Raw genomic sequence first — 23,625 nt, forward strand, 5'->3', positions numbered from 1 at the left:
TGGACAGTTGAGCGCCCGTACGGCGGACCGCGCTTCCGCCGTACGGGCCCGCACGGCAGGATCACCCCCATGAGACTTCTGGTCATGGGCGGGACCTGGTTCCTGGGCAAGCACATCGTGGAGGGCGCACTGTCGAGGGGGTGGGAGGTCACCACTTTCAACAGGGGGCGCTCCGGCCGCGACGTGGATGGTGTCGAGCCCGTGCACGGAGACCGTACGAGCCGCGTGGACCTCGAACGCCTCGCCGGGCATGAGCCCTGGGATGCTGTGATCGACACATCGAGCAGCGAACTCCCGCCGGGCGACGTCCTGGCCGCCACGACCGCGCTGCGTACAGCCACCCGGCGCTGGGTGCACATCTCCACCGTGTCCGTGTACGAGGGATGGCCGCACCAGCCGCTCACCGACGCCTCACCGCTGCTGGAATGCCCGGCGGACGCCGACGAGTCCTACGGCTACACCGGCGAGGATGGCTCGCCGACCAAGTACGGCTTCCAGAAGGCCGGCGGCGAGCGCGCCGTGACGGACGTTTTCGGTGACGCCGCGGTGTTGCTGCGTCCGGGCGTCATCCTCGGCCCCGGCGAGTACGTGGGCCGGCTGCCCTGGTGGCTGGAGCGCGCCAAGCGCGGCGGCCGCATCCTCGCGCCCGCCCCGGCCGAGCAGCGCATTCAGCCGGTCGACGTGCGCGACGTGGCCCGGTTCGCCCTCGACCAGGCCGCCAGCTCCACGAGCGGCGGCTACAATATCACCCACCCCGACGGCATGACCTTCAGCGGCTTCCTCGACGCGTGCCTGTCCGAGACAGGCGGGCCCGGGGCGCCGGTATGGGTGGATCCCGCGGTGCTGGTCGAGCAAGGCGTGAAGCAGTGGACCGAGTTGCCCCTGTGGCGCACCCACGCCGGGGTGTGGTCCGTCGACTCCAGCCGCGCCGTAGCGGCTGGGCTGGGATGCAGGCCGCTCGCCGAGACGATCCGCGACACGTGGCGGTGGTGGGCGGCCGACGGGCGTCCCGTGGACCACCCCCGATGGGCAGAACACGGGATCGCCGCAGAGAAGGAAGCGAAGATCCTCGCCTCTGTGTGATCAGGCCTCGATCGCGAGGAGGCCCACGTGCGGGCCTATCTTGTGGGGCGGAGAGACCCGGTTGAACTCCTCGATCTGCTCCCGCAGCGTCGCCGGGAGCTGCGCCCCGTGGTACTCGGGGCGGGCGAGGTGGCGGCCGAGGCGCGCCGTACGGACGACGATGCCCGTCTTCCGGGCCTCCACCGGCACGCTCCACACCGTCTTCAGCGCCTCGGCCGCGCCGTCCACGTCATCGGCGAGGAGACGGGCGTGCGCGAGATCGACGGCCGCGCTCGCCCGCACGTGACTCGACTGGCGCTCCGGCGGCCGCTGCCCGATGAGGTCCAGCGCCCGCCGGGCCTCCGCCTCGGCCTGCACCGCGTCCCCGATGAGGAGCCCGGTCGTGCTGGTGGACATGGCGAGACGCTCCGGGGTGAACGCGAACTCGCCGCCCACCCCGTCGTGCAGCTCGTCGCGCTGGCCGTGGCCCGCTTCGCCAGAGCGCTGGATGGCGCGCCGCGCGGAGACCACGTCGCCCAGGTGCGCGTGGGAGCGGGCCTTGATGGCGAGCAGCCGGCGGTGGGCGACGTCGCCGAGACCGCCGTAGGACTGCGCCTTGGTCGCCTTGGCGACCGCCTCGGTGGCGTTGCCGGTGTGGTAGGCGATGTAGGCCAGCGTCCCGTAGGCGTATGCCTCCAGAGGAGTGAAGCGGGTGGCCTCGCCGAACACCGCGGCGGTGCGGGCAAGGCTGCGGGCGGACTGGAAATACCCGAGGTCGAACGCGGCGACCGACAGGAGAGCGGCGGTCTGCCCGTTCAGAATCATCAGGTCTTGCTGCTGGACGGGGACCTGCGTCCGGTCCCGGTGGCGTTCGATCGACTGGCGAAGAGCATCGGCGGCTTCATAGGCCTTCGCCGGAGGCATCAGGTGGTACCCCTGAGCCACGGCCGTCACCTGGTCGCGCAGTTCATCGATGGTGTTGTCGGAGATGGACGCCGATGCAGTTGCGTCGGCGGCCTCGTGGGCTTCTTCTGCGCTCATGCGGACTCGCTCTTCCAGGTCGTACGCGGGTGCCTGGGGATCGCTCTGGGGCGACGGCCTGAACAGCTCCTCAGCCGTGTGCTCAGGCCACATCGCCTCAAGAATCTGGCAGGTCTCCGGGCCCGGCAGCCCTTGTAACTGGCCGCCCGTCCACCGCCGGAACTGCGTCTCGCCGCACGTCGGGTTGTTGGGACTGTGGCCGAAGAGCCGCACACCGACCTCGGTGAACTTCTCCTCGAACCGCCGGTAGGTGAGCTTGTCGCGACGGCACAGCCACGCGAGCAGCGTCCTCGGTTCAGTCCTCATTCCGCTCCCAGTCTGCGACGCCACAGTCGGCTGGCCTGCGAGTCGATCCCTTCTCCGGAAAGGGATACCGCGGTTCCTCGTCAGGGCAACCTCCCTCGCGCAGAAGCCACTTCAAAGCTACCCCGGGGCCACCTATGTCGCACGGAAGTGTCGAAGAGACCACGTTGCAGGCCATGGCGGAGCCATGTGCCGCAGGTGAACTCTGATCGCCTACTTCGCTGAGAGTGCCCGAACGAGCACAGAAACCATGGGAGTCCCCCGTGAACCCCGCAACGCAGCAGTGCATCACTTCGGCCCAGGACGATGACGCGGTCACGTCCGCGGCGTCCGAGGACGTCACCGCCTCTCACCCAGTGAGCGCGACGCTGGTTCTCATGCCGTTACAGCCGGAAGACCTTGTGCTCTTGCAGTGGGACGGCGGTCTGCTGGCAAACGAAGGCATCCGCCGCAACGCCCGGTTGATGGTGCGCACCCGCCTGACCGTGGCCAACTGGACGGGCGACGTCGAAGCCGGCGCCCGGATCGCGGCGGAGCTGGCGAGCAACGCCGCTCGGCACGGCAGGCCGTTCACGGACGGGCGCGTCGTCGTGCGGCTCCATCTACCGTCTGAGGACGACGAGCTGTGCATCGAGGTGGACGACGCCGACCCTGCGTTCGCCGACTTCGAGGCGGCAGCAGACGGCCACCGGGGTGCGGAATCCGGGCTGGGCTTCGCCAGGCGCCAGGGCGCACGGCTCTCCTGGGAGGTGAAGCGCGTCAACGGCCTGGTCATCGGCAAGACGGTGCGGGCGCTCGTGCCCGCCGGCCGTGAGGGGGCGTCGGCGTGAGCATCGCTCAGCAGCTGCCCCAGCGGGCCATGACGGCGCCGGAGCGGGCCATACCGCAGGCAGGGCCGCCCATCTTCCAGCAACAGCCCTTCGAGGTCGACCCCGCCTCGGTCGCACCCGACATGCGCGACCTGGCCACGCGGGTGCGCCAACTCATGAGCGTGCGCCGGGACCAGGTGCTTCAGCTTCCCCTCGGCGGCAACTTCTTTGACATCGTCGTCACGGCGAGCGGACCGGAGGCGTACGCCGCCGTATCCGTCATGGACGGCATCCAGCGCGTCGGCGACGAGCGGGCCGACGCGTGCGGGCCGGTGATCGAGGACCCGCAGCGGTCATGGCTGATCTGGCTGGTTCCGCCGGGCACGAGCGAGCAGTGGGCGCCGCACCGCTACGCGATGTGCCTCGGCCGGCCTCATCACCTTGCACTCCCGGCGGTCACGTCGACGGAGCCGCCCGGCCCCTGACTTGTTGAATCGAGCCCAGATGCTCGGTCTGCAGCCGTAGCGTCCAGGGTGTCGGTCGGCACGGGCCCGCAGTGCCCCTTGCCGCCCTCGGGCTGGCTCACCAATAGCGTGCCGTCGCCGGCCGACACCCGCGCGGTGTGGCTCGACAGAGGCATGAAGGTGACACGGTGACTTCAAGTCAGGGTGCCCACCGCACTCCCCTTCCTGACTCATCGAGTGCGAAAGCAGCAGCCTGTGATCCTGATCGGTGTCGATCCCCATAAGTCGTCCCACACCGCCGTCGCAGTTGACGCCGCAGGCCATCAGGTGGCCCAGCGCCGGTTCGTCGTCAATGCCGGAACCTTCCGCCAGCTGATGGGCTGGTGCGAGCAGTGGCCCGACCGTCGTTTCGCGATCGAGGGTGCCGGCGGCCTGGGCCGCTCGCTCGCCCAGCAGCTGGCCGCCGCGGGCGAGAACGTGGTCGACGTGCCCTCCACCCTGTCGGCCCGGGCCCGGCTGCTGGCCACCGGAGGAGACCGCAAGACCGACGCCAAGGACGCTCTCCACGTCGCCCAGGTCGCCCTCTTCCGCCCCGACCTGCGTCCTGTGACTCGGGAGGACCAGACGACCATCCTGCGGCTGCTGACCGAGCGTCGAGACGACCTGGTCCACGAGCGCACCCGCGTCCTCAACCGACTCCACGCCGTCCTGCGTGATCTCCTGCCCGGCGGTGCCCCCACCGCGCTGTCGGCCGACAAGGCTGCCGCTTTGATGAAGGGGATCCGGCCGCTCACGGCCACCGACAACTGCCGCCGGGACATAGCCCGTGACCTGCTGGCCGACCTGCGCAGACTGGACCGGCAGGTCAAGGACAACGAAGCGGAGATGCGCGAAGCCGTCGCCGCGACTCGCACCACGCTCACCGCCCTGCCGGGCCTGGGCACCGTGCTGGCCGCGAAGGTCATCGGTCACATCGGGGACATCAGTCGGTTCCCCACCGAGCACCACTTCGCCAGCTACACCGGCAGCGCACCCCTGGACGCCTCCAGTGGCAACAACGTCCGCCACCGGCTCAACACCGGCGGCAACCGCGCGCTGAACTCTGTGTTGCACACGATCGCCGTCTGCCAGATCCGCGGCGGCGGGCGCGGGCAGGACTACTACCTCCGCAAGATCAGTGAGGGGAAGACACCTTCGGAAGCCCGAAGGGCCCTCAAACGACGTCTGTCCAACGTGGTCTACCGGATCATGAAACGAGACCACCGGAACCACCTTGCTCAAGCCGCTTGACACACAGAGGCGCTATTGGGACACGCCTCGTGGCTCGGTACCTGCAGGCGCCATCCCGCAACGGCAGTCGACAAGCCAGTGACTGGACACTTCGGTCATAGATCTCATGAGTCAGACCCCCGTCCGGGACGGCACTGCGCAACCGTCCCATCGATCCCGGCACAAAGGCATGACTCGGTCACTGCCGGATGACTTCATCCGAACCTGTGCCCAAACTGGCTTAGGCGGGGTGAAATTGAATTGATTCTCGCCCACTCGTGACCAACATCGACGGGCAGCCGTGTAACCCGCCTTCTCGGCTGTCCTTCGTCGACCACGGCACGAACGCCCTCGGACGCGGCTGAGCCACGCCCCACCGTCGCCTCCGCGACCAGCGTCGCCGGGCTCTACGGGCACCTCCCCGGCGGTCGCTGGTCCAGCGTGATCTCACACGCCTGGCTGCACACGTTCGGGGTCCCGGAGGGATGTGCGTGGTCCCCCTTCGGCATCCGATGCCTCGACGCCCCGGACGCCTGGACTACCCCCCTGGCGCTTCGCTGCCGTGCGCCGCAGCGACGGTACGGACTCTCATGCCCAGTGGCGTTTCCTGGCGAGCGAGACGAGGTACTCCAGTCGGCGCAGCAACATGCACGGCCTTCGGCGAGGAGAGAGGACGGCTAGGGTCTTACAGTGCCGACGTACAGCATTGGCCAGGCAGCGCGCCTGTTGAGGGTGAGTCCGGAGACCGTGCGCCGCTGGGCGGACGCGGGCCGGCTGCCGATGGGGCGGGACGGCTCGGGGAACCGGGTGATCGACAGCGTGGGGCTCGCGCGGTTCGTGCGGGAGCGGGCGGCCGACGGCGAGCGGGGCGAGGCGGCCGGGCCGCCCACCTCCGTGCGCAACGCGCTCACTGGGATCGTCACGGCCCTGACGATGGACGACGTCGTGGCCCGGGTGGAGATCCAGGCCGGTCCGCACCAGGTCGTGTCCCTGGTGACCCGCGAGGCGGTGGACGAGCTGGCTCTGGCGATCGGGGTCACAGTCGTCGCGCGGGTGAAGTCGACGAGCGTGCACGTCGAGCGATCGTAGCGGCCTATGTGCTGCCCGGATCCGGGCGACAGAGCAGGGCCGCCCACAGGTCCAGGCGGTCGCGGAGGTGGGACAGGTCACGGCTGGTGAAGTGCTCGATGCGCTGGATCCGGTAGTGCACGGTGTTGACGTGGACGTGCAGCGCCTCCGCCGTGCGGGCCCAGGAACCGTCATGGAGAAGGAACACCTCCAGGGTGTTCAGCAGCACCGCGGCGGAGTCGCTCCCCGTGTCGAGCAACGACCCGAGGACGGTACGGCTGTAGGCGGCGCGGACCTCGGCCGGTACGCCGGTGAGCAGCGTGTCCAGCGTGGTCAGGGCCGTGACATCGGTCAGGCACGAGATGCCCGATCCGGTCGACCGTGCCGAGGACAGAGCGTAGCGAGCCTCGGCCAGGGCGCCGGGCAGCCCGGTCGGCTGCGTGGCCGGTGAGGCGAGCCCTCCGTGCAGGACGATCTCCGGCTCGCAGGCGGCCACCAGCGGCCATATCTCCGCCAGACCGGCGGCAGCGTCCTCGGGGAGCACCGCGAAAGCGGTTCCGTCGGGCAGGCGCCCCACCGCGGCGAACGCTGGTGCGATGTGCGCGACTGCTTCCGTCAGCGCGCCTTTCGCCAGTCCCTCGTGCCGTGCGCCCGTGTCGGCCACGACCACGCGGTACGGGCCCTGCGCCGGGAGACCGCAGGCCCGCCAGGCGCTGGTCACATCACCGGCCTCGGGATCGGTGAGCAGCCTCCCGAGCTCGTCGGCCTTCTGGTGCTCGGTGGCTCGTCGACTGCTCAGGGCCTGCTGGCAGCGGCCCAGGACGGTGGTGATCTCGTGCAGCAGGCGCGGTGGTGCTGCAGCGGCGTCCGGCAGGTGCAGCCACCAGCGTTCGTACGGGGTGACGACGTCGGCCTCCACCGGCACCGTCGCACCGACGTCGCTCCCGGGCAGGGCAGCGGCCTCCAGTGCGGGGAGCGGGTCCGCGCCCGGCGTGGCCGCGACGGTCCGGCCTGTGCAGGTCAGGACGTACGCCGGGGCCACGTCGAGGTGTCCGAAGGCGGCGGCGAGGAGCAGGGCCAGGTCGGCGTCCTTCGCGACCAGTCGGTTCAGCCGGACACGCACGTGCTCGGGCAAGGCGTGGTGACGGCTCAGCCCGCGCCACTGCCGCAGGTACACGGCGTCCGTGATCGCGCGGAACATTACATGGGACGGCACGCCGGCGACCGGGACGCGATACCGTGCGCACGCCTCGACCAGATCGCCGGGGACCGAGCCGTGCGTTTCCTCACCGGCGAGCAGCGCAACGGCGCCCGCGTCCTTCAGTCCGGAGACGAAGCGTTCGGCCTTGTCCCTGCCCCCGTCCGCGCTCCACCAGACGAGTCCGCTGAGCACGACCTCGTCGGGCCGGACGAAGCGGGCGGGGTCCTCCAGGTCGGTGACGGTGACGCCGCTGATCTCGCGCCTCAGCAGTTCGTCCTGGGCCCAGAGCAGGCGCAGGCCGAGGGACTCGTCCTGAAGGAGGTGTTCGACGTGCATGGGTTGCGGCTCCTCGTACGGCTGCCGGGTGGCGGTGCCTGACACCCGGCATCTCACATTCACCAGGTGCATGCGAGTCATCGCATGGTAAGTGCCAGAGGGAGGGAACGGTATGGCTCTTGGTTGATTCACCAAATATCGAGGCGGTCCAGCCGTCGTTTCCGTGCTGTGAACCAGTCGTTTTGGCCGATTCCCGTTGCTTCACTGTCGGTCATGGACCTGAACACGGTGATGGAGATCCGGGACGCACGGCACCCGGCGCCCTGGCGGCCGGGGGATGCCTGGCTGGGCGGCGGGACGTATCTGTTCTCCGAACCGCAGCCGCATCTGCGTCGCCTGGTGGACCTCAGTCGCACCGGCTGGATCCCCGTGCAGCAGCACTTGGACGGCTCTCTGGAGATCGCGGCCACCTGCACGGTCGCCGAGTTGTCCGCCTTCGCGAAGGGGCTGGCGGCCGAGGCGGCGCCGCTGTTCGAGCAGTGCTGCCGGGCGTTCCTGGCGTCGTTCAAGATCTGGAACATGGCCACGGTCGGCGGGAATCTGGGCAACGGTCTACCGGCCGGCCCGATGATCTCCCTCACGGCCGGTCTGGACGGGGAGTGCCTGCTGATCGCGCAGGAGGGCTCACGGCGCCGGATCCGTGTCGTCGACTTCATCACCGGAGCGGGCTGCAAGATTCTGACGGAGGGTGAGTTGATACGGTCGGTGACTCTTCCGGCCCGCGCCCTGGCCTGCCGTACGGCGTTCCGGCAGGCGTCTTTGTACGGCCTCGGCCGGTCCGGTGTGCTGATCATCGGCACCCTGGACCCGCTCGACGACTCCCTCGCCGTCACCATCACCGCGTCGACGGTCCGCCCGTTCCGGCTGTGGTTCCCGCTGCCGCCGACCGGCGAGGCGCTGCGGTCGGCAATCGGTTCGGCCGTAGCCGACGACGAGTGGTTCGACGACATCCACGGGCTGCCCGATTGGCGGCGACACATGACGTACCGGTACGCGGAGGAGATCCGCCAGGAGCTGACACAGCAGGAGGCACGATGAAGGTCGAGGTCAACGCACGGTCCCACGAGGAGGAACCCCGCCCCGGCCAGTGTCTGCGCACCTACCTGCGCGAACGCGGCTGGTTCGGCGTCAAGAAGGGCTGCGACCAGGGCGACTGCGGCGCCTGCACGGTCCACGTCGACGGAAAGCCGGTCCACAGCTGCCTCTACCCCGCGTTCCGCGCCGACGGCCACAAGGTCACCACCGTCGAGGGCCTGGCGACGCCGGAGGGCGAACTCCACCCCGTCCAGCAGAAGTTCCTCGACGCCCAGGGCTTCCAGTGCGGCTTCTGCACCGCCGGATTCCTGATGACCACGGCCGCCCTCGACGAGGACAAACTGGCTGACCTCCCAAGGGCCTTCAAGGGCAACCTGTGCCGCTGCACCGGCTACCGGGCCATCGAGGACGCCGTACGCGGAGTGAAGAACACCGAGGAACCGGCACCCGGCGAGTCCGTCGGCCGCAGCCTGCCCGCCCCGGCCGGACCGCAGGTGGTCACCGGCACCGCCCGCTACACCTTCGACATCGACGTGCCGGGCCTGCTGCACATGAAGCTGCTGCGCTCCCCCCACGCCCACGCCCGCATCGTCGACATCGACACCTCCGCCGCCCTGCGCGTCCCCGGCGTCCACGCCGTGTTCACCCATCACGACGCTCCGGAACGGCATTTCTCCACCGCCCGCCACGAGCACCCTACGGAGGACCCGGACGACACCCGTGTCTTCGACGACCGGGTCCGCTACATCGGCCAGCGCGTGGCGGCCGTCGTCGCCGACAGCGAGGGCGCGGCCGAGGAGGGCTGCCGGCGGATCGACGTGACGTACGAGGTGCTGCCCGCCGTCCTCGACCCCGAGGAGGCCATGCGGCCCGGAGCTCCCGTCGTCCATGACAAGGATCCGAAGATCCACCGCATCTCTCGCCCCGAGAACAATGTGGTCGGTGAGGCACACGGTGAGATCGGCGACGTGGCAGCCGGGTTCGCCGAGGCCGACGCCGTCTACGAGGAGACCTTCCGCACCCAGCGCGGGCAGCACGCCAGCCTGGAGACACACGGAGCGGTCGCCTGGTTCGACGAGGACGGTCGGCTCACCGTGCGCACCAGCTCCCAGACTCCCTTCCTCACACGCCGGGCCCTGTGCGCCCTGTACGACCTGTCCGAGGACAAGGTGCGCGTGATGGCGGGCCGGGTCGGCGGCGGGTTCGGCGGCAAGCAGGAGATGCTGGTCGAGGACATCGTGGCGCTGGCGGTGCTGAAGCTGCGCCGCCCGGTGAAACTCGAGTACACACGCGCCGAGCAGTTCTACGGCGCCACCACTCGACACCCCTTCACCATCCATCTGAAGGCGGGGGCCCGCCGCGACGGCACCCTCACCGCCCTCCAGCTGCGGGTCGTCGCCAACACGGGCGCGTACGGCAACCACGGACCTGCCGTGATGTTCCACAGTGTCGGGGAGTCGATGGCGATCTATCGCGCCCTGAACAAGAAGGTCGACGCCTACTCGGTGTACACGCACACCGTCCCGGCGGGCGCCTTCCGCGGCTACGGCCTCGGCCAGGTGATGTTCGCCGTCGAGTCCGCCTTCGACGAACTGGCCCGCCGACTCGGCCTGGATCCACTGGAGTTCAAGGCCCGTAACGTGATCGGCGCCGACGAGCCGATGGTCACTCCGGGCGGCCACGAGGAGGACCTGCACATCGCGAGCTACGGCCTCGACCAGTGCATCGGCATCGTGCGCCGGGCACAGGCGGACACCGATGCCGGCCTTCCCGCCCCGGAGGGCTGGCTGGTCGGCGAGGGGGCCGCCCTGGCGATGATCGCCACCGGGCCGCCTGGCGGCCACATCGCCGACGCCAAGGCCACTCTGCTGCCCGACGGCACCTTCGACCTGGCCGTCGGCACCGCGGAGTTCGGCAACGGCACCACCACCGTGCACAAGCAGATCGCGGCCGGGGAACTCGCCACCACCGTCGACCGGATCACCATCCGCCAGTCCGACACCGACGTCGTACGGCACGACACCGGCGCCTTCGCCTCCACCGGCACTGTCGTCGCCGGCAAGGCCACGCTACGTGCCTCCCGCGGGCTCGCCGACATGCTCCTCGACTTCGCCGCCGCCCACCTGCGCGTCCCGCGCGCAGGCTGCGGGCTCGCGGAAGAGGCCGTGCAGCATCCCGGCGGGATCCTGACGCTCAAGGAGCTGTACGCAGCCGCACGGGCGGTCGGCGTCGAGTTGACCGCCGACGGCAACTTCGGCGGCACCCCACGCTCGGTCGCCTTCAACGCCCAGTGGTTCAAGGTGGCGGTCGATCCGGGCACCGGCGAGATTCGCATCCTGCGCAGCGTGCACGCCGCCGACGCGGGCAAGGTCATGAACCCGATGCAGTGCCGCGGCCAGGTCGAGGGCGGGATCGCGCAAGCCCTCGGCTCCACGCTCTTCGAGAACGTCCGCATCAACACACAAGGCAAGGTCGAGACCTTCGCCTTCCGCCAGTACCGCCTCCCCCAGTACGCCGACATCCCGCGCACCGAGGTCCACTTCATGGAGACCTCGGACGCGATCGGCCCCCTCGGCGCCAAGTCGATGAGCGAGAGCCCCTTCAACCCCGTCGCCCCCGCCTTCGCCAACGCCCTGCGCGACGCCACCGGCATCCGCTTCACCGAGCTGCCCTTCACGCGCGACCGCGTGTGGCGGGCGATGCACGAGGCCGGTGTTACGGATCAGAGCGTCAGCAACTCCTCGTAGAACCCGCCGAAGCCCCGCGCATGGTCCACCAGATGCATCTCCAGGATCCAGTGACAGCGGCGCCCGGCTTTGTCGGTGCGCCGCAGCAGGGTGTCATTGGCGGGTGTGATGTACGACTCGGCGTCCGCGCCGTCGAGCTTCTCGTGCCGGAATTCCCCCACTAGGTGCGCGGCGTGCCAGCCACCCAGCTCCCAGCCAGCCTCGGCAGGAGTTGGGCGACTTCGGCGTGCAGTGCGGCGTCCGTACGGTCCGGCTCATCGTGCGAGCAGGACGCGTTTGCGAAGGAGATCGAGGCCAGCCCGGCCGAGCATCTGTCGTTTCAGCATCTTCAGCCGGTTGATGTTGCCCTCCACGGCGCCGGAACTGTAGGGCATGGACAGGCCATTGCGGACGGCATCGAGATCACGGCGGAGGTTGCGGGCGAAGGAAGCCAGCGGGGCCAGGGTGTCCTGTTCGGCTTCGGTGATCCAGCCGTCAAGGCGGTCGCCGTGGCGTCCGGTCATCATGGCGGCGAACTTCCTGACGTGGCCGGTGAGCCGGTCCAGCTCGGGGTCGCGCTCACGCAAGCGGTGCAGCTTGTCGGCATCCCCATCGCGAAGGTGTTCGGGATGAGTCATGATCCATGAGGTGACCTCGCAGACCGAGAGAGGCTTGGTGCCGACGGCGGGTGCGTGTCCGCGCCCGGTGCGGTAGCGCCGAAGATGACGCTGGACGGCCAACTCGCCTCCGGGATAGCCGAGTTCCTGGATCTCCCGGTGGAGCTGTGCGGCATTTCTTATGCCTTCGTTCCAGCGTCGGTGCAGGTAGCCGACGTACGGGTCGACGACATGCGCCCGCTGCAGGCTCTTGGCGACGACATCATCAGCGAAGCGGACGTTGACCAGCTTGCGGACAGTGGCCTGGTGCAGCCCGAGCTTCCGGCCGATCGCCGCCTTCGACATCCCCTGCGCCCACATCTCGTGGGCGGTGGCATGCTGCTCACGAAGCCGGGTCACGATCTTCAGCTCCTTCGACGGCTGCACCACCTCAGGCTCCGTATCCAGGTGGCCGGGGCCGTCTTCCGCTCCGGCAAGCGGCTCTGCCAGGCGGGAGCGGTGGGCGTTGACCGTCTTCTCAACCGCTTGACCGAGGTTGGCCCACAAGTGATATCGGTCCGCGACCTGCTGGGCCTGCGGCGCCCCGACCCGCGCGCCCTCCCCGTAACCACTGGAGCGGTCCCGGCAGATGACCTTCACCTCGGGATGGTCTTGGAGCCAGGCAGCCAGGTCCTCGCCCTCGCGGCCGTCGTAGAGATGCAGCGGCCGGTGGGTGGCCATGTCGATCAGCACCGTGCCGTAGTGGCGGCCCTTGCGGAAGGCATAGGCGTCGACACCAAGCACCTCAACCTCGCCGATCTCCGGCTCGGGCAGGGCCCGGACCATCCGCAGCAGGGTGTCCCTGCCCACGGTGATGCCGACCGCGGCCGCCAGGCGGGCCCCGGCCCGGCCGGCCAGCGCCAACCCGATCTGCGTCAACAACCCTCGCAGCCAAGGGGGTATAGCGGCCGTGCGGAGTCGTCAGCCCCGCGATCTGCTCGGCGAACGTCACTGCCGGGCAGGCGGGATTTTCACAGCGAAAGCGACGTATGTGTAACTCGATCACGACACCGAGACCGCCCACAGCGGCATCACGCAGCGTGCGTACATACCCGCCGTGCACCCGCGACGAGCTATGACCGCAGCGGCAGGCTCCCGTCGTCGACCGCACGCGTGCCCGCAGTACCACCTTGTCCGGCCGTCGCTCGACCTCTTCGATCAGCAGCGCGGACAGGTACGGAAACAGCTCCAGGAGCACATCACGAGAGCACCGATGCATGATCGCGAACCCTCGGCACAGTCTGTTCAACCGTCCGGATCACAAGATCGTCGACAGAACCAAGATCAGGGACGGGAAGGTCGCGAACCGCCCGGTCTATGTCGTGATGGCGGTGACCGTGGACGGCACCCGCGACATCCTCGGCATCTGGGCCGGTGACGGCGGCGAGGGCGCGAAGTACTGGCTGCACGTGTTCACCGAGCTGAAGAACCGCGGCCTGGACGACGTGCCCCGAGCAACAACTGACCACTCAACAACCAAGATCAGCCGTTAAATTGACACACCCTCGGACACTGTCCGCTTGGCCCGGGCCTGTCGGTGGGGGATGGCACACTCACCGGCATGAAGATGATTGAAGCGATCGAAGCGGTTTTGAAGGCGAACGATCCGGAGGGGGAACCCGGGTACCTGGGCGAGTTCACGCTGGCCGGGCGGCTGCTGAGTCGCGGGGAGATTGCGGTGTGCGGGCTCGACGGCGGGGACTTCTTTACGTTCGACGACGTCGCCGACGGGCTGCACGAGGTGTATCTGGCGTTCGACTGGGACGACGAGCGAGGCGCGGCCGTCTCCTCGGTCGCGCTGGTCGCCGGCGGTGCCACCCCGGATGCGTTGATAGGTGCGAGCTGGGAGGAGGTGTCGGACGACGTCAACCAGCTGAGTGAGGATGCGTCCGCGATCTACTCCAGCACCCCGGACAACCTGGTCATCGGCGGGGCTCTTCACCGGACCGCCGGGTTTGCCGGGGCCGAGGACCCCGTGGCCCAGGCCGTGGCCGAGTTCGAGGCGCAGCAGGAGGCCGGCTCCCGGACCCCGATGCTCGATGTCGTTGTCGACCCGGCGAGCGGCGCGAATGCCCTGGTCTTCCCCACCTGCGACTTCACGTCGAACAGCATCCTGGTCGGTCGGGACGAGAGTGGTACGGGCATCGGGATCTTCTGGTCCAACTTCGACGGGTGATGTTCGGCGGGGTGTTGGGGCAGGCATTCAAACAGTGGTGTTCAAGAAGAGCGACCTCTCCACGGCGTAGGTCAACGAGTCACCCTGAATACGGCACTATCGAAGGCGGCACCCGACGCCGAGCCCCGGGCGGCGGCCGCAAAGCCAAACTCGACCTGGCTGACCGCGTCCTGGCCACCGTGCTGCACCAGCGCCTTGGCCTGTCGCCCACCGTGCTCGCCCGCCTGTTCACGGTCAGCAAGGACACCATCCGCGAGGCCACCGGCGAGATCGGACAGCTCATGGACCAACACGGACACACCCCCAGCCCCGCGGCGACACACCTGACCACCCTCGCCGGCCTCCACGTCTACGCAACCGCACACGGCATCGCCCTCACGACAGAGACAAAACCACCGTGTTGATTCTTTACGAGCCCTAATTACCGGTAGTTCGTTAAATCCGGAGGTAGAGGTCAATGCCGTGTCCTGTGGTGACCGCGTCGATCAGCGCCTGGAGTTCGCAGGGTGGGTCGGCGTCCGTCCAGGCTCGCCACCATCGGGTAAGGGTGATGGCGGGGGTGAGCCAGGAGCGGATGGCCCGTAAGGCCCTTGGCCAGCAGGGCGGTTGGGGCTGGAGGGGTATGGCTGGGCCCCCTCTCTGGCCCCTCGTCGGGGCACGGGTCGGGCGCGGTGGCGTCCAGGGGGCCCGGTGGGGCGAACCACTGGTCCCAGCAGAAGGAGAAGGCGCAGTTGACCAGGGTTTGGTGGCGGCGGATAGCGCGGTCGGAGCGGACTTGGAAGTCGGCCCAGCCGAGTTCGTCCTTGATCTGTTTGTAGCTCTGCTCGATCCAGGGCCGTAGTCCGTAGAGGCGGATGATCTCGGCGAGGTCGGCCGGCGGGTGCGGGCTGGTGGTGGCGTGGGGTGCGTCGGGGTGGGGCAGGTTGGTGGCCAGGTACCAGGTGGCTTTCTCCGGCAGGCTGGCCGGGTCGGTGGTGGCCACGACCAGTCGGCAGGGTGAGTCGGGTCCGTAGCCGCCCAGGCGGGCGTCGGCGGCCCACCAGGTCTCGGTGTGCCCGTCGCGGAAGTGACGCTCCACAGCTGTCCAGTCGCCGGGACGCCTGGCATCCTTCCAGGTCAGGGCGTGTGCGGCTTCGATGGGAGTGTGCGGCTCGTGGGCTGGGGCCCAGACACCGTTGCGCGGCTTGAGGGCTACTACGTAGGGCAGGCCGGCTTCGCGCAGCGCGAGGTACCAGTCGTCGCTGACGGAGTAGGCGCAGTCGGCGACCACCGCCCGGCAGCCGAAGCCCGCCTCCTTCCCGCGGGCCGCGAGGGCAGCGGCCAGCTGCGGTTTCGTGCGGAAGGACGGATCCGAGCGGCCGCGGTCGAAGTGGTGGGCAGGGGTGTAGGGAGTCGCGTGCAGCGGGTAGTACACGCGGCCGTCGGTCCACACCGTGGTCACTGTGACGATGCCGTTGTCCGTCTTGCCCAACCGGCCCAGCCACTGCCTGCCCACGTGCGCGGTGGCCATGCCGTCCTTGCGGTCCCCGGAGTCGTCGATCACGATGACCCCACCGTCGTGCGGAGCGGTCGCCGGCTGCTCTCGCAGCAGTTCAAGCCGCCGGTCGTTGACCAGCTCGACCTCCCAGGGCGACTCGGACAGGAAGAACTGCAGCCGCTGCACCCCCGGCATCCCCGCACCGGCCACCGGCTCCGCCCCGGCCAGACAGGTGATCGTCTTGTTCCGCTCCCGCGGCGCCAGCAGCCCGGTCAGGTACTCGCGAAACCCCCGCCGCTGGGCGAGACTGAAGAAGAGGTCGTCGAACCGGGCCGCGTAGTCCTCCAACGGCCCCGGCGCAGGCGGACACGGACGGCGAGCAGTCATCTTTAGCCCCCAGCAAGGCAGTTGACTCCTCCCACCGGCCTACGACCAACCCGACCTGACGTCAATCCACACCACCGCCGGATTTAACGAACTACCGTTACTGAGCTCTTCGGATTGTTGTCGGCTGGTGGGTGAGTGTGAGTCCGGTGCCTGCAAAGCAGCCGTCGATCAGGTCAGGACGGAGTTGGATGTGGCGTAGGCCCCGGCGGAGGGTTCGTTCAAGGTGTTCGTCGTCGGTGAAGGCGGTGTTGGCCAGGGGGCCGCGCCGTAACAGCGACCAGACACCTTCGGCCGGATTCAAGTCCGGTGCGTATGAGGGCAGTTGGATGATGGTGAGCCAGTCGTGCGCGGCCGCGTAGTCGCGCATTCCGGCGGCCCGATGGGTGTTGAGATTGTCCCAGATCAGCACGATGGGTGCCTGGAGCTGGATGTGGGCGCGGACGACCAGGTCGCGGTAGTCGCTCCAGGCGAAGGTGTCTCGTCCTTTGCCCTTGTGCTTGCGGTGGCGGCGCGTCCGATAGATCAGACGGGAGGTCTCGCCCGGTTTGTAGCAGCACATGGCGGCGATCGACCAGCGGCGCCAGGAGCGGCCGCGCACCCGCACCACCGCCGTGTGTCCACGCCGGCCCCAGGTGCGGGCGCGTGGCGGCGTCATCGAGAACCCGGCCTCGTCCTCGAAGACGATGTACGCGCCCAGCGCCGCCGCAGTCATTCCGCCTGCGGCCACACATCCTTCTTCCACAGGCCCACCGCCTGCTCGTCGCGCTCCAGGGCCCGGCGGGCGGGACACTGCCAGGACCAGCCGTGCCGGTGCAGCAGCCGCCACACCGCCGCCGACGAGCAGTCCAGCCGGAACTTCCGGGCGATCAACGCTCTGATCCGGGCCAGGGTCCAGCGCTGGTCCTCCCAGCCATGCGCGGCCGGCCCCAGCGCCAGCTCCTTCTCCAGCTCGGTGAACTGTTCGTCGGACAGCTTGGGCAGTTTTGGCGGCCCCGCGGACGCGAGCGCGGCCATTCCGCTCTCCCGCCAGGTGCGACGCCAGCGTTCCACCGACCGCTCACTGACCCGCAGATCCTTCGCGATCGCCGCGGTTCTCTCACCACGAGCGAACCGTTCACCGGCCTCGTACCGGATTCGCTCGCGAAACCGCCGCCGCTCCGCGGTCAGTCCACCACCCTGCGCATACCGCATACCACCGGCCTACCGCAGGGATCACCGCCCGTCACCACCCCCGACAACAACCCGAAGAGCTCAGTAGTCAAGATTAGGCCGGCGGGAGAAAACCGCGACGCAACACAACACACCCGGCCAGGTTCACGACCGCAGGGATCTCGGTTCCCACGTGGGCGCCCACCGAAGTGGCTACAGGCAACACCATGCGGTGGACTGTGGGATGAACCCGGCGAGACGCCACAGGTCTGCAGCCACCAGGTACGACGATCTCGCGGTCCACTACGGAGCGACCGCGCTGCTCGCAGCCATCACAACGAGTGGCTGAGAGCAGCACTTTCGCACCGAACCTAGAAGACTGCGAGGGGATTGGCCGGGAGCCCGGTCGCGCCGTGCACGGGAATCGTGCCAAGCGCGAACAGGAAACTGTATCGCCCGATTTCGGCGCATACCCGCGCCAACTCACCCACGTTGACGCAGTCGATCAATGGCATTCCCAGCTCGGCCAGGGCGATGTTGTGCAGGACGGGCGATCCGCCTGACGGTCCAGGGAGCTTGTCGCCGATGTCGCCGGCGTACAGGCACACTTCACGCTCCGCCATCCACTCGACGGCGCTCAGCGAGGTGGTGGGCAGGGGGCCGAAAGGATCGTCGGCTGCGACCCATCCCCCGCGCACAACCAGCGCATCACCGGACTCGACCCGCACTCCCTGTCGCTCCTCGGCCGCCGCGAGGTCGTCCGCGGTCACGACATGGTTCTCCGCGAGCCGCTCTCCCGGCGCCAGGTCGAGAAATACCCCCCGGGGCACGATTCCGTCGACGAACGCTGACGATGAACCCCGGCTGACCGTCGCCCCGGCAGTTGCCTCGGCGACTGAAACACCGGGGTAGACGGTGCCGTCGACCGGTATGTGCGCCAACGCGTCGATGTGCGTCGAACGCGCATGGTGGACGTTGATCAGCAACACATCGGTCAACGCCGGGGCGGGCGAACCCGTGAACGTCATCGTTTGCAGTACTGCGGCCGGCATGCTGTGCTCGGCGAAGGCGACCGGCGCGGCCATGGGTACCGGTGTGATCGGGTGAGCCAAGGAGACAACGCGACCCGTCATGGCTTCGGCCACGCCGCGGACACGCGCAGCGGCCGTGACGAAATTCAGGGTGCCTCGGTCGTCGTCGGCGCCCCAGCGGCCCCGGTTGGTCAGCGGCCTCTCTCCCTGCGGCCGGGCAACTTCGTTTGTGTCCATCTGTCCTCACAGTTCAGAGTTGACTTCGTAGAGGTGCTGGCTCAGTGCGGCAGCTGACGTCGTGAATGTCGGGGACATCACTTGGCCCACCGGACAGTGGTCTGTCTTCCCGCTCCAGGCAGGCACGCTTGGGGCCGTGTCAAGGAGTCGACCGCGAGTTCGGCCTGCGAGTTCACGCGCGGGCAGATCACGTCGTCCTGCTGTTTGTCAGCCCGCAGCCAAGAGTCGCCGGACCCAGGCGCTTCGGGTCGCCGATGCGGTCTGCGAGAGCGCAGCTTGTGGCGCGATGCCGTCGAACCCGTGGAAACCGCCCGGCCAGACGTGCAGCTCGGTCTGGACACCGGCCTGCAGCAGCCGAGCAGCGTAATCAATGTCCTCGTCGCGGAACGTCTCGACGGAGCCGACGTCGATGAAGGAGCTGGGCAAGCCGGACAGGTCGGTCGCCCTCGCGGGCGCCGTGTAGATGCTGACGTCACTGCCACCTCTGCGTTCGCCGAGCAACGCGTTCCATCCGGTCATGTTGCTGGTGGTGTCCCAGAGGCCCTCGCCGTCCAGTTCCTGGCTGCTCGGTGTGAGGAACCGGTCGTCGAGCATCGGGCACATGAGCAACTGACCCAGCAGCTCAGGGCCACCGCGGTCACGTGCGAGAAGCGCCAGGCCAGCCGCGAACCCGCCGCCGGCGCTCGCTCCGGTGACCACGATGCGGTTCGGGTCACCGCCTATCTCCGTGGCGAGTCCATGGGTCCCCAGCAGACCCGCGTAGCAGTCCTCGATCGGCGCCGGGTCGGGGTGCTCCGGTGCCAGGCGGTACTCCACCGACACCACGATGGCGCCGATGTCGACGGCCCAGTCCAGCACGCCGCCGGCTACGGTGCGGTTGTTGCCGATGATCATGCCGCCGCCGTGCATGTAGTAGAGGATGGGCGCTCCCGCCGCCAGACCCACCGGCCTGAGGACGAGGAGCGAAACCTCCGGAGCACTCTCCGGGCCGGGTACGAACAAGTTCTGCAGTTGGACCGTCCCGTTGCGCGTCAGGAGCTCGTCCGGGACCGCGAACATGGGGTTGGTCCGCAGTTCCTCGATGTCCTCGGGGGTGATGGTCGGTGATAGGTGTTCGTATACCACCGTCAGCACTGCGGCGAGCTCAGGGTCGAGCGGCGGGTGCGTCCTGGCCATCGGCGATTCCTCGGTTCAGGGGGCGGTGATCTTGTCGGAGAGAGGGGCGATGATGGTGTCGGCAACCCAGCGTGCGACGCCGGTCGGGTAGGGCGCGCCTAGGCCGAGCACGATGTGGCTGACCCCGCCATCGAGCGCCGCGCGGATGGTGTGGCGGGTGTGCTGAGGCCGATCGTAGGAGACGGGCAGGACGATGGATCGGGTGATCTCAGCCGGGTTACGGCCGGTCTCCTCGCACAGCCGGTCGAGGGTGGCGCTGCGCTCGATCGCCTTGTCGATGCTGCCGCCGGGCATGTTCCGCCGGTCCGCATGCTCGGCAACCACGCGCAGCGTCCGGGTGGCCTGGCCGCCGACCAGGATCGGGGGGCGGGGATGCTGGACGGGTTTGGGACTACAGAACGCACCCGTCAACTGGTGGTACTCGCCGTGGAAGTCGAATGGTGCGGTTTCGGTCCATAGTCTGCGGATGATCGTGCACGCCTCGGCGAGGCTTCCGACCGCGTGGGCGGCATCGTGGAAGGAAAGGCCGTGAGCTGCGCACTCACGCCGGGCCAGCGGCACGTCGGTGCGAGAGCCCGCGCCGATACCGAACTCGAGCCTGCCGCCGGAGACGGCGTCGACAGTGGCGGAGATCTTGGCCAGCATGGCCGGTGGGCGGAACCTGTTGCTGGTGACCATCACCCCGAGCCGCAACCGCTCGGATTGGGCCGCGAGAGCCGACAGCAGTGTCCAGCCCTCGAGGTGGGCCCGTTCGGGTCCCCACCGAGCGGCATGAGGTGGTCGAACAGCCAGGCATGCTCGATCTGAGGGATGCCATCCGCCTCGTGCCAGACCCGCAGGATGTCGTCGTAGGCGACCTGCGCCGGGGCGGTCATGATTCCGAAACTGGATTTACCGGCCAGTGCGAGGCGGTTGGTCACTTCGAGTCGATGCTTCCCAGCGGGTCGGCGGCCGCAGCCAGAGCCCGACGGGCGGTAGGCCACGCGTCGTTGTCCAGGCCCAGCGCGGTACGCAGATACGCCAGGGTGGCGTGCTGGACGAGCGCAACACGCTCGGAGCTTTCGTCGGTGGTGCGCGTGTCGTTGGCTCCCTGGATGCCGCCGAGTCCGTGTTCCGCGCCGAACAGGGTCAGCAGATCGGTGGCGCCCGGGCTGAGGCGGTAGCCGTCGGTGAACCAGTCCGGACCACGCACCGTGAGCGGGGACTGGTCCGCGTCGCCGGCGACCATAAGACTGGGTGTCTTCAGCTCGGCGAAATCAGGGTTCATGAACGGGAAGTACCGGGTGGCGAGCGGGCTCAGGTCGGCGCCGCCGGCACCGGGCAGGCACAGCAGCACGGCCGCGCTGACCCGCGGGTCGGCCATGCTCTCACCGGGAGTGCCGTCGGCGCCGACGACCCGTGCGCCCGCCAGGGTGCTGGCGGTCTGCGCGCCCCAGGAATGTCCGGCCACCGCAATGCGGTCGTGGTCGATGCGGCCGGCCAGCCCGGGCACGGCGGCTTCGAGGGTGTCGAGCTGGTCCAGGACGTGAGTGAGGTCGTCAGTGCGGATGCGCCAGATGAGCGGGGTGCGCGGGTCGTCGGGGGCCAGGCCGAGGGAGTCGAGATGTGTTGGCTGGATGACGACGAAGCCGCGGGCGGCCCAGAAGCCGACCAGTGGTGCGTAATCGTCCATGGTCAGGGTCATGCCGTGCGAGAGGACGACGACAGGCAGGTTGTGGCCGGCCGTGGGCGCTGTGACCCGTACCTGCACGTCCTGGCCGCGGTCCGGAGCGGGCAGCGCGATCGGGCTGACAGAGATGACTGAGGCGGTGAAGGCGTTGCCGCCGTCGACTGACGTGGTGCCGCTCATGTGGTGAATGCCTTTCTCAATATGCCCAGTGGGCTCGTGCGGCGCGGCGTCTGGCATCATTGAAAAAGTGGAGCGCCGCTCCGGATTAAAATACGGAGCAACGCTCCGTTTTGCAAGCAGGAGGTGTTCACGATGTCCACAGCCGACACTCCGCCAGCAGCTGCAGGTCGCAAACGAGCCGACGTGCGCCGAAACGAGCAGAAGCTCCTGGACGCAGCTGCGGCCGTGTTCGTCCGTATGGGGGTCCACGCTCCCGTACGGGAGATCGCAGCAGAATCAGGCCTCGGCATGGGCACCATCTACCGCCACTTCCCCACCCGGGCGGACTTGGTGGTCGCGGTCTTCCGGCACCAGGTTGACGCACTCGCCGCAGCTGCCCACGCGGCGCAGACTGCCGATGCCCCCTACGAAATCCTGCGGCAGTGGGTCCACCAATTCGCCGACTTCCTCGTCACCAAACACGGCCTCGCCGAGGCGCTGCACTCGGACCGAGCCGGATTCGAGAGCCTGCACAACGAGTTCGTCGAACGCCTGCTGCCCGTGCTCGACCAACTGCTGAAAGCGTCCGCCTCCGCTGGCTACACACGCGCCGACGTACGGGCCTACGACTTCATGCTCGCCATCGGCAACCTGTGCATCGGAATCGAAACCTTTCCCGACTACCAGGCCCGCCACATGATCGACCTGATGCTCGCCGGCCTTACCCAGCCCGCCCCGGCACCGACAGGCAATGAGGTGAGGTCAGCAACTGGGCCTTGACGTGCTCCCTGGTCTAAAGAGCGTTTTATCCCGGAGGGGCTGTTTGGTGGCGCTTCGCGGGACGAGTGAGTCTGCGGCTACTGAGGCGAGAGTGGTCAATGCGGGCTGTGCGACAGCAGACTCCATACCTCTGCCCGTTTGAGTGGAGTCGCTCCTGTCTGATCCCAAGGCGCCCCCGGTTGACGCTGTTTGCGCCCTGGGATGCACCTTGCCCGACGGTACTACCGAAACATGACGCGACACCGCCCGTACCCCAGCGACCTCACCGATGCCCGCTGGGAGTTGATCGGTCCCACCCTCACCGCCTGGCGGGTCGAGCGCAGAGGCAAGGGCCTGGACATCGACCGCCCGCCCGAGCACGACCTGCGCCGCATCATGGACGCCATCCTCTACGTCGACCGCACGGGATCCCCTGGCGCTACCTCCCGCACGACTTCCCGCCGTGGGAAACGGTCTATGGCTACTTCGCCGCCTGGCAGAAGGAAGGCGTCTTCAACCAGCTCAACGGCCTGCTGCGACGCCTGGTACGTGAAGCTGAAGGCCGCAGCATCAGCCACTCCCGACTGACTGCAGGAGGTGCCCGCCGTCGGCATCCTGCGGACAGTATGGCTGCAGCAGTTTCAGCGGACGGTCACGGACGGAGTGCAGGAGGTGATCTGACGGGGGAAGAATGATCTCCCGCCCAGCAGAGCGAGGATCACCTCGCCTTACGACCCCGACTCCCGCAACGCCGTCAAGCGCGGCTCAGCCTGGGACGGCTACAAGGTCCACTTCACCGAGACCTGCGACGCCCAGGAGAGCGGCCGACCCCACCTGATCACCCACGTGGTCACCACGGACGCCACGGTCGGCGACCCCGTGGTCGTCGACGAGATCCACGACCGGCTCCACGCCAAGGACCTGCTGCCCGGCGAACACCTGATGGACGCCGGATACATCTCCGCGGAGCTCCTGCTCACCGCGCCCAGCCAGCGTGGTGTCCGCGTCATCGGCCCGGTCAGGCCGCACACCCGCCACACCGTCCAGGCCGCCGGCTACGGCAAGACATCCTTCACCATCGACTGGGACGCCCGACAGGCGACATGCCCCAACGGCGCTCACAGCCGCTACTGGACCGAAGGACTCGACAACAACCAGCGGCCCGCGATCCGCATCCGCTTCGCCACCGAGACCTGCGCGCCCTGCCCGGCTCGCGCGCAGTGCACCAGCTCCACCCGCTACGGCCGACAACTCACCGTCCGCCCGCAAGATCAAGAAGCCGTCCTCGAACGCGTCAGAGCCGAGCAGGAAACCGAGGAGTGGAAGGCCGTCTACGCGATCCGCTCAGGCGTGGAGGGCACGATCCACCAGGCCGTCACCACCACGGCCGCTGGTCCGCCTTCAGGAGCCGTCGGACGACCTCCACTGCGACCGG

General features: G+C 68.7%; 17 protein-coding genes and 7 pseudogenes. 13 read left to right on the forward strand and 11 right to left on the reverse strand.

Going from position 1 to position 23,625, the window contains the following annotated elements; genetic code table 11:
- Positions 1 to 69: 69 nt before the first annotated feature.
- Positions 70 to 1,083, forward strand: coding sequence for an NAD-dependent epimerase/dehydratase family protein (locus GQF42_RS01355; protein ID WP_158916931.1), 1,014 nt, complete (start codon positions 70 to 72; stop codon positions 1,081 to 1,083).
- Here GQF42_RS01355 and GQF42_RS01360 read toward each other — a convergent pair whose 3' ends face one another.
- The gene (locus GQF42_RS01360; RefSeq protein ID WP_158916933.1) at positions 1,084 to 2,409 is read right to left on the reverse strand and encodes a DNA-binding protein; all 1,326 of its coding nucleotides are present in this window, start codon (positions 2,407 to 2,409) and stop codon (positions 1,084 to 1,086) included.
- A 260-nt stretch (positions 2,410 to 2,669) separates the two neighbouring features.
- On the opposite strand from GQF42_RS01360, the gene GQF42_RS01365 reads away from it, so the two are divergent.
- The 4 genes from GQF42_RS01365 to GQF42_RS01380 all read left to right on the forward strand — a co-directional run bounded on the left by GQF42_RS01365 (position 2,670) and on the right by GQF42_RS01380 (position 6,037).
- Complete coding sequence (locus GQF42_RS01365) at positions 2,670 to 3,236, forward strand: ATP-binding protein (RefSeq protein ID WP_158916935.1); 567 nt, start codon at positions 2,670 to 2,672, stop codon at positions 3,234 to 3,236.
- Positions 3,233 to 3,700, forward strand: a complete 468-nt coding sequence (locus GQF42_RS01370) for a hypothetical protein (RefSeq protein WP_158916937.1) — start codon at positions 3,233 to 3,235, stop codon at positions 3,698 to 3,700. The genes GQF42_RS01365 and GQF42_RS01370 overlap by 4 nt, the downstream gene beginning before the upstream one ends.
- A gap of 234 nt (positions 3,701 to 3,934) precedes the next feature.
- Positions 3,935 to 4,969 carry an IS110 family RNA-guided transposase gene (locus tag GQF42_RS01375; RefSeq protein WP_233273171.1) on the forward strand — a complete coding sequence of 345 codons (1,035 nt, stop codon included), beginning with the start codon at positions 3,935 to 3,937 and terminating at the stop codon, positions 4,967 to 4,969.
- A gap of 669 nt (positions 4,970 to 5,638) precedes the next feature.
- Positions 5,639 to 6,037: a TOBE domain-containing protein gene (locus GQF42_RS01380; RefSeq protein WP_158916939.1), complete on the forward strand. Its 399-nt coding sequence runs from the start codon at positions 5,639 to 5,641 to the stop codon at positions 6,035 to 6,037.
- A 4-nt stretch (positions 6,038 to 6,041) separates the two neighbouring features.
- Here the strand turns inward: GQF42_RS01380 and GQF42_RS01385 are convergent, their stop codons facing one another.
- A complete protein-coding gene (locus GQF42_RS01385; protein ID WP_158916941.1) occupies positions 6,042 to 7,553 on the reverse strand; it encodes a PucR family transcriptional regulator in 1,512 nt (503 codons plus the stop codon).
- Positions 7,554 to 7,766: 213 nt separating this feature from the next.
- On the opposite strand from GQF42_RS01385, the gene GQF42_RS01390 reads away from it, so the two are divergent.
- Both GQF42_RS01390 and GQF42_RS01395 read left to right on the forward strand, forming a co-directional pair.
- Positions 7,767 to 8,591 carry an FAD binding domain-containing protein gene (locus tag GQF42_RS01390; RefSeq protein ID WP_158916943.1) on the forward strand — a complete coding sequence of 275 codons (825 nt, stop codon included), beginning with the start codon at positions 7,767 to 7,769 and terminating at the stop codon, positions 8,589 to 8,591.
- On the forward strand, positions 8,588 to 11,335 hold the full coding sequence (locus tag GQF42_RS01395) for a molybdopterin-dependent oxidoreductase (protein ID WP_158916945.1): 2,748 nt from the start codon (positions 8,588 to 8,590) through the stop codon (positions 11,333 to 11,335). Before GQF42_RS01390 ends, GQF42_RS01395 begins: the two co-directional genes overlap by 4 nt.
- Here the strand turns inward: GQF42_RS01395 and GQF42_RS01400 are convergent.
- The 3 genes and pseudogenes from GQF42_RS01400 to GQF42_RS47505 form a co-directional block, all read right to left on the reverse strand.
- Positions 11,311 to 11,582, reverse strand: a pseudogene (locus GQF42_RS01400) (M24 family metallopeptidase); the annotation flags it as partial. The gene GQF42_RS01395 and the pseudogene GQF42_RS01400 overlap by 25 nt on opposite strands.
- Before the next feature lie 7 nt (positions 11,583 to 11,589).
- Positions 11,590 to 12,852, reverse strand: a complete 1,263-nt coding sequence (locus tag GQF42_RS01405) for an ISL3 family transposase (protein WP_233273172.1) — start codon at positions 12,850 to 12,852, stop codon at positions 11,590 to 11,592.
- Positions 12,853 to 12,949: 97 nt separating this feature from the next.
- Positions 12,950 to 13,189: pseudogene (locus tag GQF42_RS47505) on the reverse strand (hypothetical protein); the annotation flags it as partial.
- Between the two features lie 61 nt (positions 13,190 to 13,250).
- On the opposite strand from GQF42_RS47505, the pseudogene GQF42_RS01410 reads away from it, so the two are divergent.
- The 3 genes and pseudogenes from GQF42_RS01410 to GQF42_RS01420 form a co-directional block, all read left to right on the forward strand.
- Positions 13,251 to 13,436: pseudogene (locus tag GQF42_RS01410) on the forward strand (transposase); the annotation flags it as partial.
- A gap of 95 nt (positions 13,437 to 13,531) precedes the next feature.
- Positions 13,532 to 14,146: a hypothetical protein gene (locus GQF42_RS01415; protein WP_158916947.1), complete on the forward strand. Its 615-nt coding sequence runs from the start codon at positions 13,532 to 13,534 to the stop codon at positions 14,144 to 14,146.
- A 101-nt stretch (positions 14,147 to 14,247) separates the two neighbouring features.
- Positions 14,248 to 14,550: pseudogene (locus GQF42_RS01420) on the forward strand (ISAzo13 family transposase); the annotation flags it as partial.
- A gap of 50 nt (positions 14,551 to 14,600) precedes the next feature.
- On the opposite strand, the gene GQF42_RS01425 reads toward GQF42_RS01420, so the two are convergent.
- The 6 genes and pseudogenes from GQF42_RS01425 to GQF42_RS01455 form a co-directional block, all read right to left on the reverse strand.
- The gene (locus GQF42_RS01425) at positions 14,601 to 16,010 is read right to left on the reverse strand and encodes an IS701 family transposase (protein WP_158916949.1); all 1,410 of its coding nucleotides are present in this window, start codon (positions 16,008 to 16,010) and stop codon (positions 14,601 to 14,603) included.
- A 97-nt stretch (positions 16,011 to 16,107) separates the two neighbouring features.
- A protein-coding gene (locus GQF42_RS47945; RefSeq protein ID WP_446447348.1) for an IS630 family transposase occupies positions 16,108 to 17,201 on the reverse strand; the annotation gives its coding sequence in 2 pieces (ribosomal slippage) (positions 16,108 to 16,737 and positions 16,740 to 17,201; 1,092 coding nt in all).
- A gap of 329 nt (positions 17,202 to 17,530) precedes the next feature.
- A complete protein-coding gene (locus GQF42_RS01440; protein WP_158916953.1) occupies positions 17,531 to 18,427 on the reverse strand; it encodes a cyclase family protein in 897 nt (298 codons plus the stop codon).
- A gap of 207 nt (positions 18,428 to 18,634) precedes the next feature.
- Positions 18,635 to 19,603: an alpha/beta hydrolase gene (locus GQF42_RS01445; protein WP_158916955.1), complete on the reverse strand. Its 969-nt coding sequence runs from the start codon at positions 19,601 to 19,603 to the stop codon at positions 18,635 to 18,637.
- 15 nt (positions 19,604 to 19,618) lie between these two features.
- Positions 19,619 to 20,478 (reverse strand): annotated as a pseudogene (locus tag GQF42_RS01450) (LLM class flavin-dependent oxidoreductase).
- Positions 20,479 to 20,519: 41 nt separating this feature from the next.
- Positions 20,520 to 21,452, reverse strand: coding sequence for an alpha/beta hydrolase family protein (locus tag GQF42_RS01455; protein ID WP_158916957.1), 933 nt, complete (start codon positions 21,450 to 21,452; stop codon positions 20,520 to 20,522).
- A gap of 132 nt (positions 21,453 to 21,584) precedes the next feature.
- Between GQF42_RS01455 and GQF42_RS01460 the strand changes: the two genes are divergently transcribed.
- From GQF42_RS01460 to GQF42_RS47510, 3 genes and pseudogenes are all read left to right on the forward strand, one after another.
- On the forward strand, positions 21,585 to 22,211 hold the full coding sequence (locus tag GQF42_RS01460) for a TetR/AcrR family transcriptional regulator (RefSeq protein ID WP_158916959.1): 627 nt from the start codon (positions 21,585 to 21,587) through the stop codon (positions 22,209 to 22,211).
- A gap of 231 nt (positions 22,212 to 22,442) precedes the next feature.
- Positions 22,443 to 22,756 (forward strand): annotated as a pseudogene (locus GQF42_RS01465) (transposase); the annotation flags it as partial.
- 376 nt (positions 22,757 to 23,132) lie between these two features.
- Positions 23,133 to 23,558: pseudogene (locus GQF42_RS47510) on the forward strand (transposase); the annotation flags it as partial.
- Between the last annotated feature and the right edge of the window lie 67 nt (positions 23,559 to 23,625).

Source organism: Streptomyces broussonetiae, assembly GCF_009796285.1.
Classification (GTDB): domain Bacteria; phylum Actinomycetota; class Actinomycetes; order Streptomycetales; family Streptomycetaceae; genus Streptomyces; species Streptomyces broussonetiae.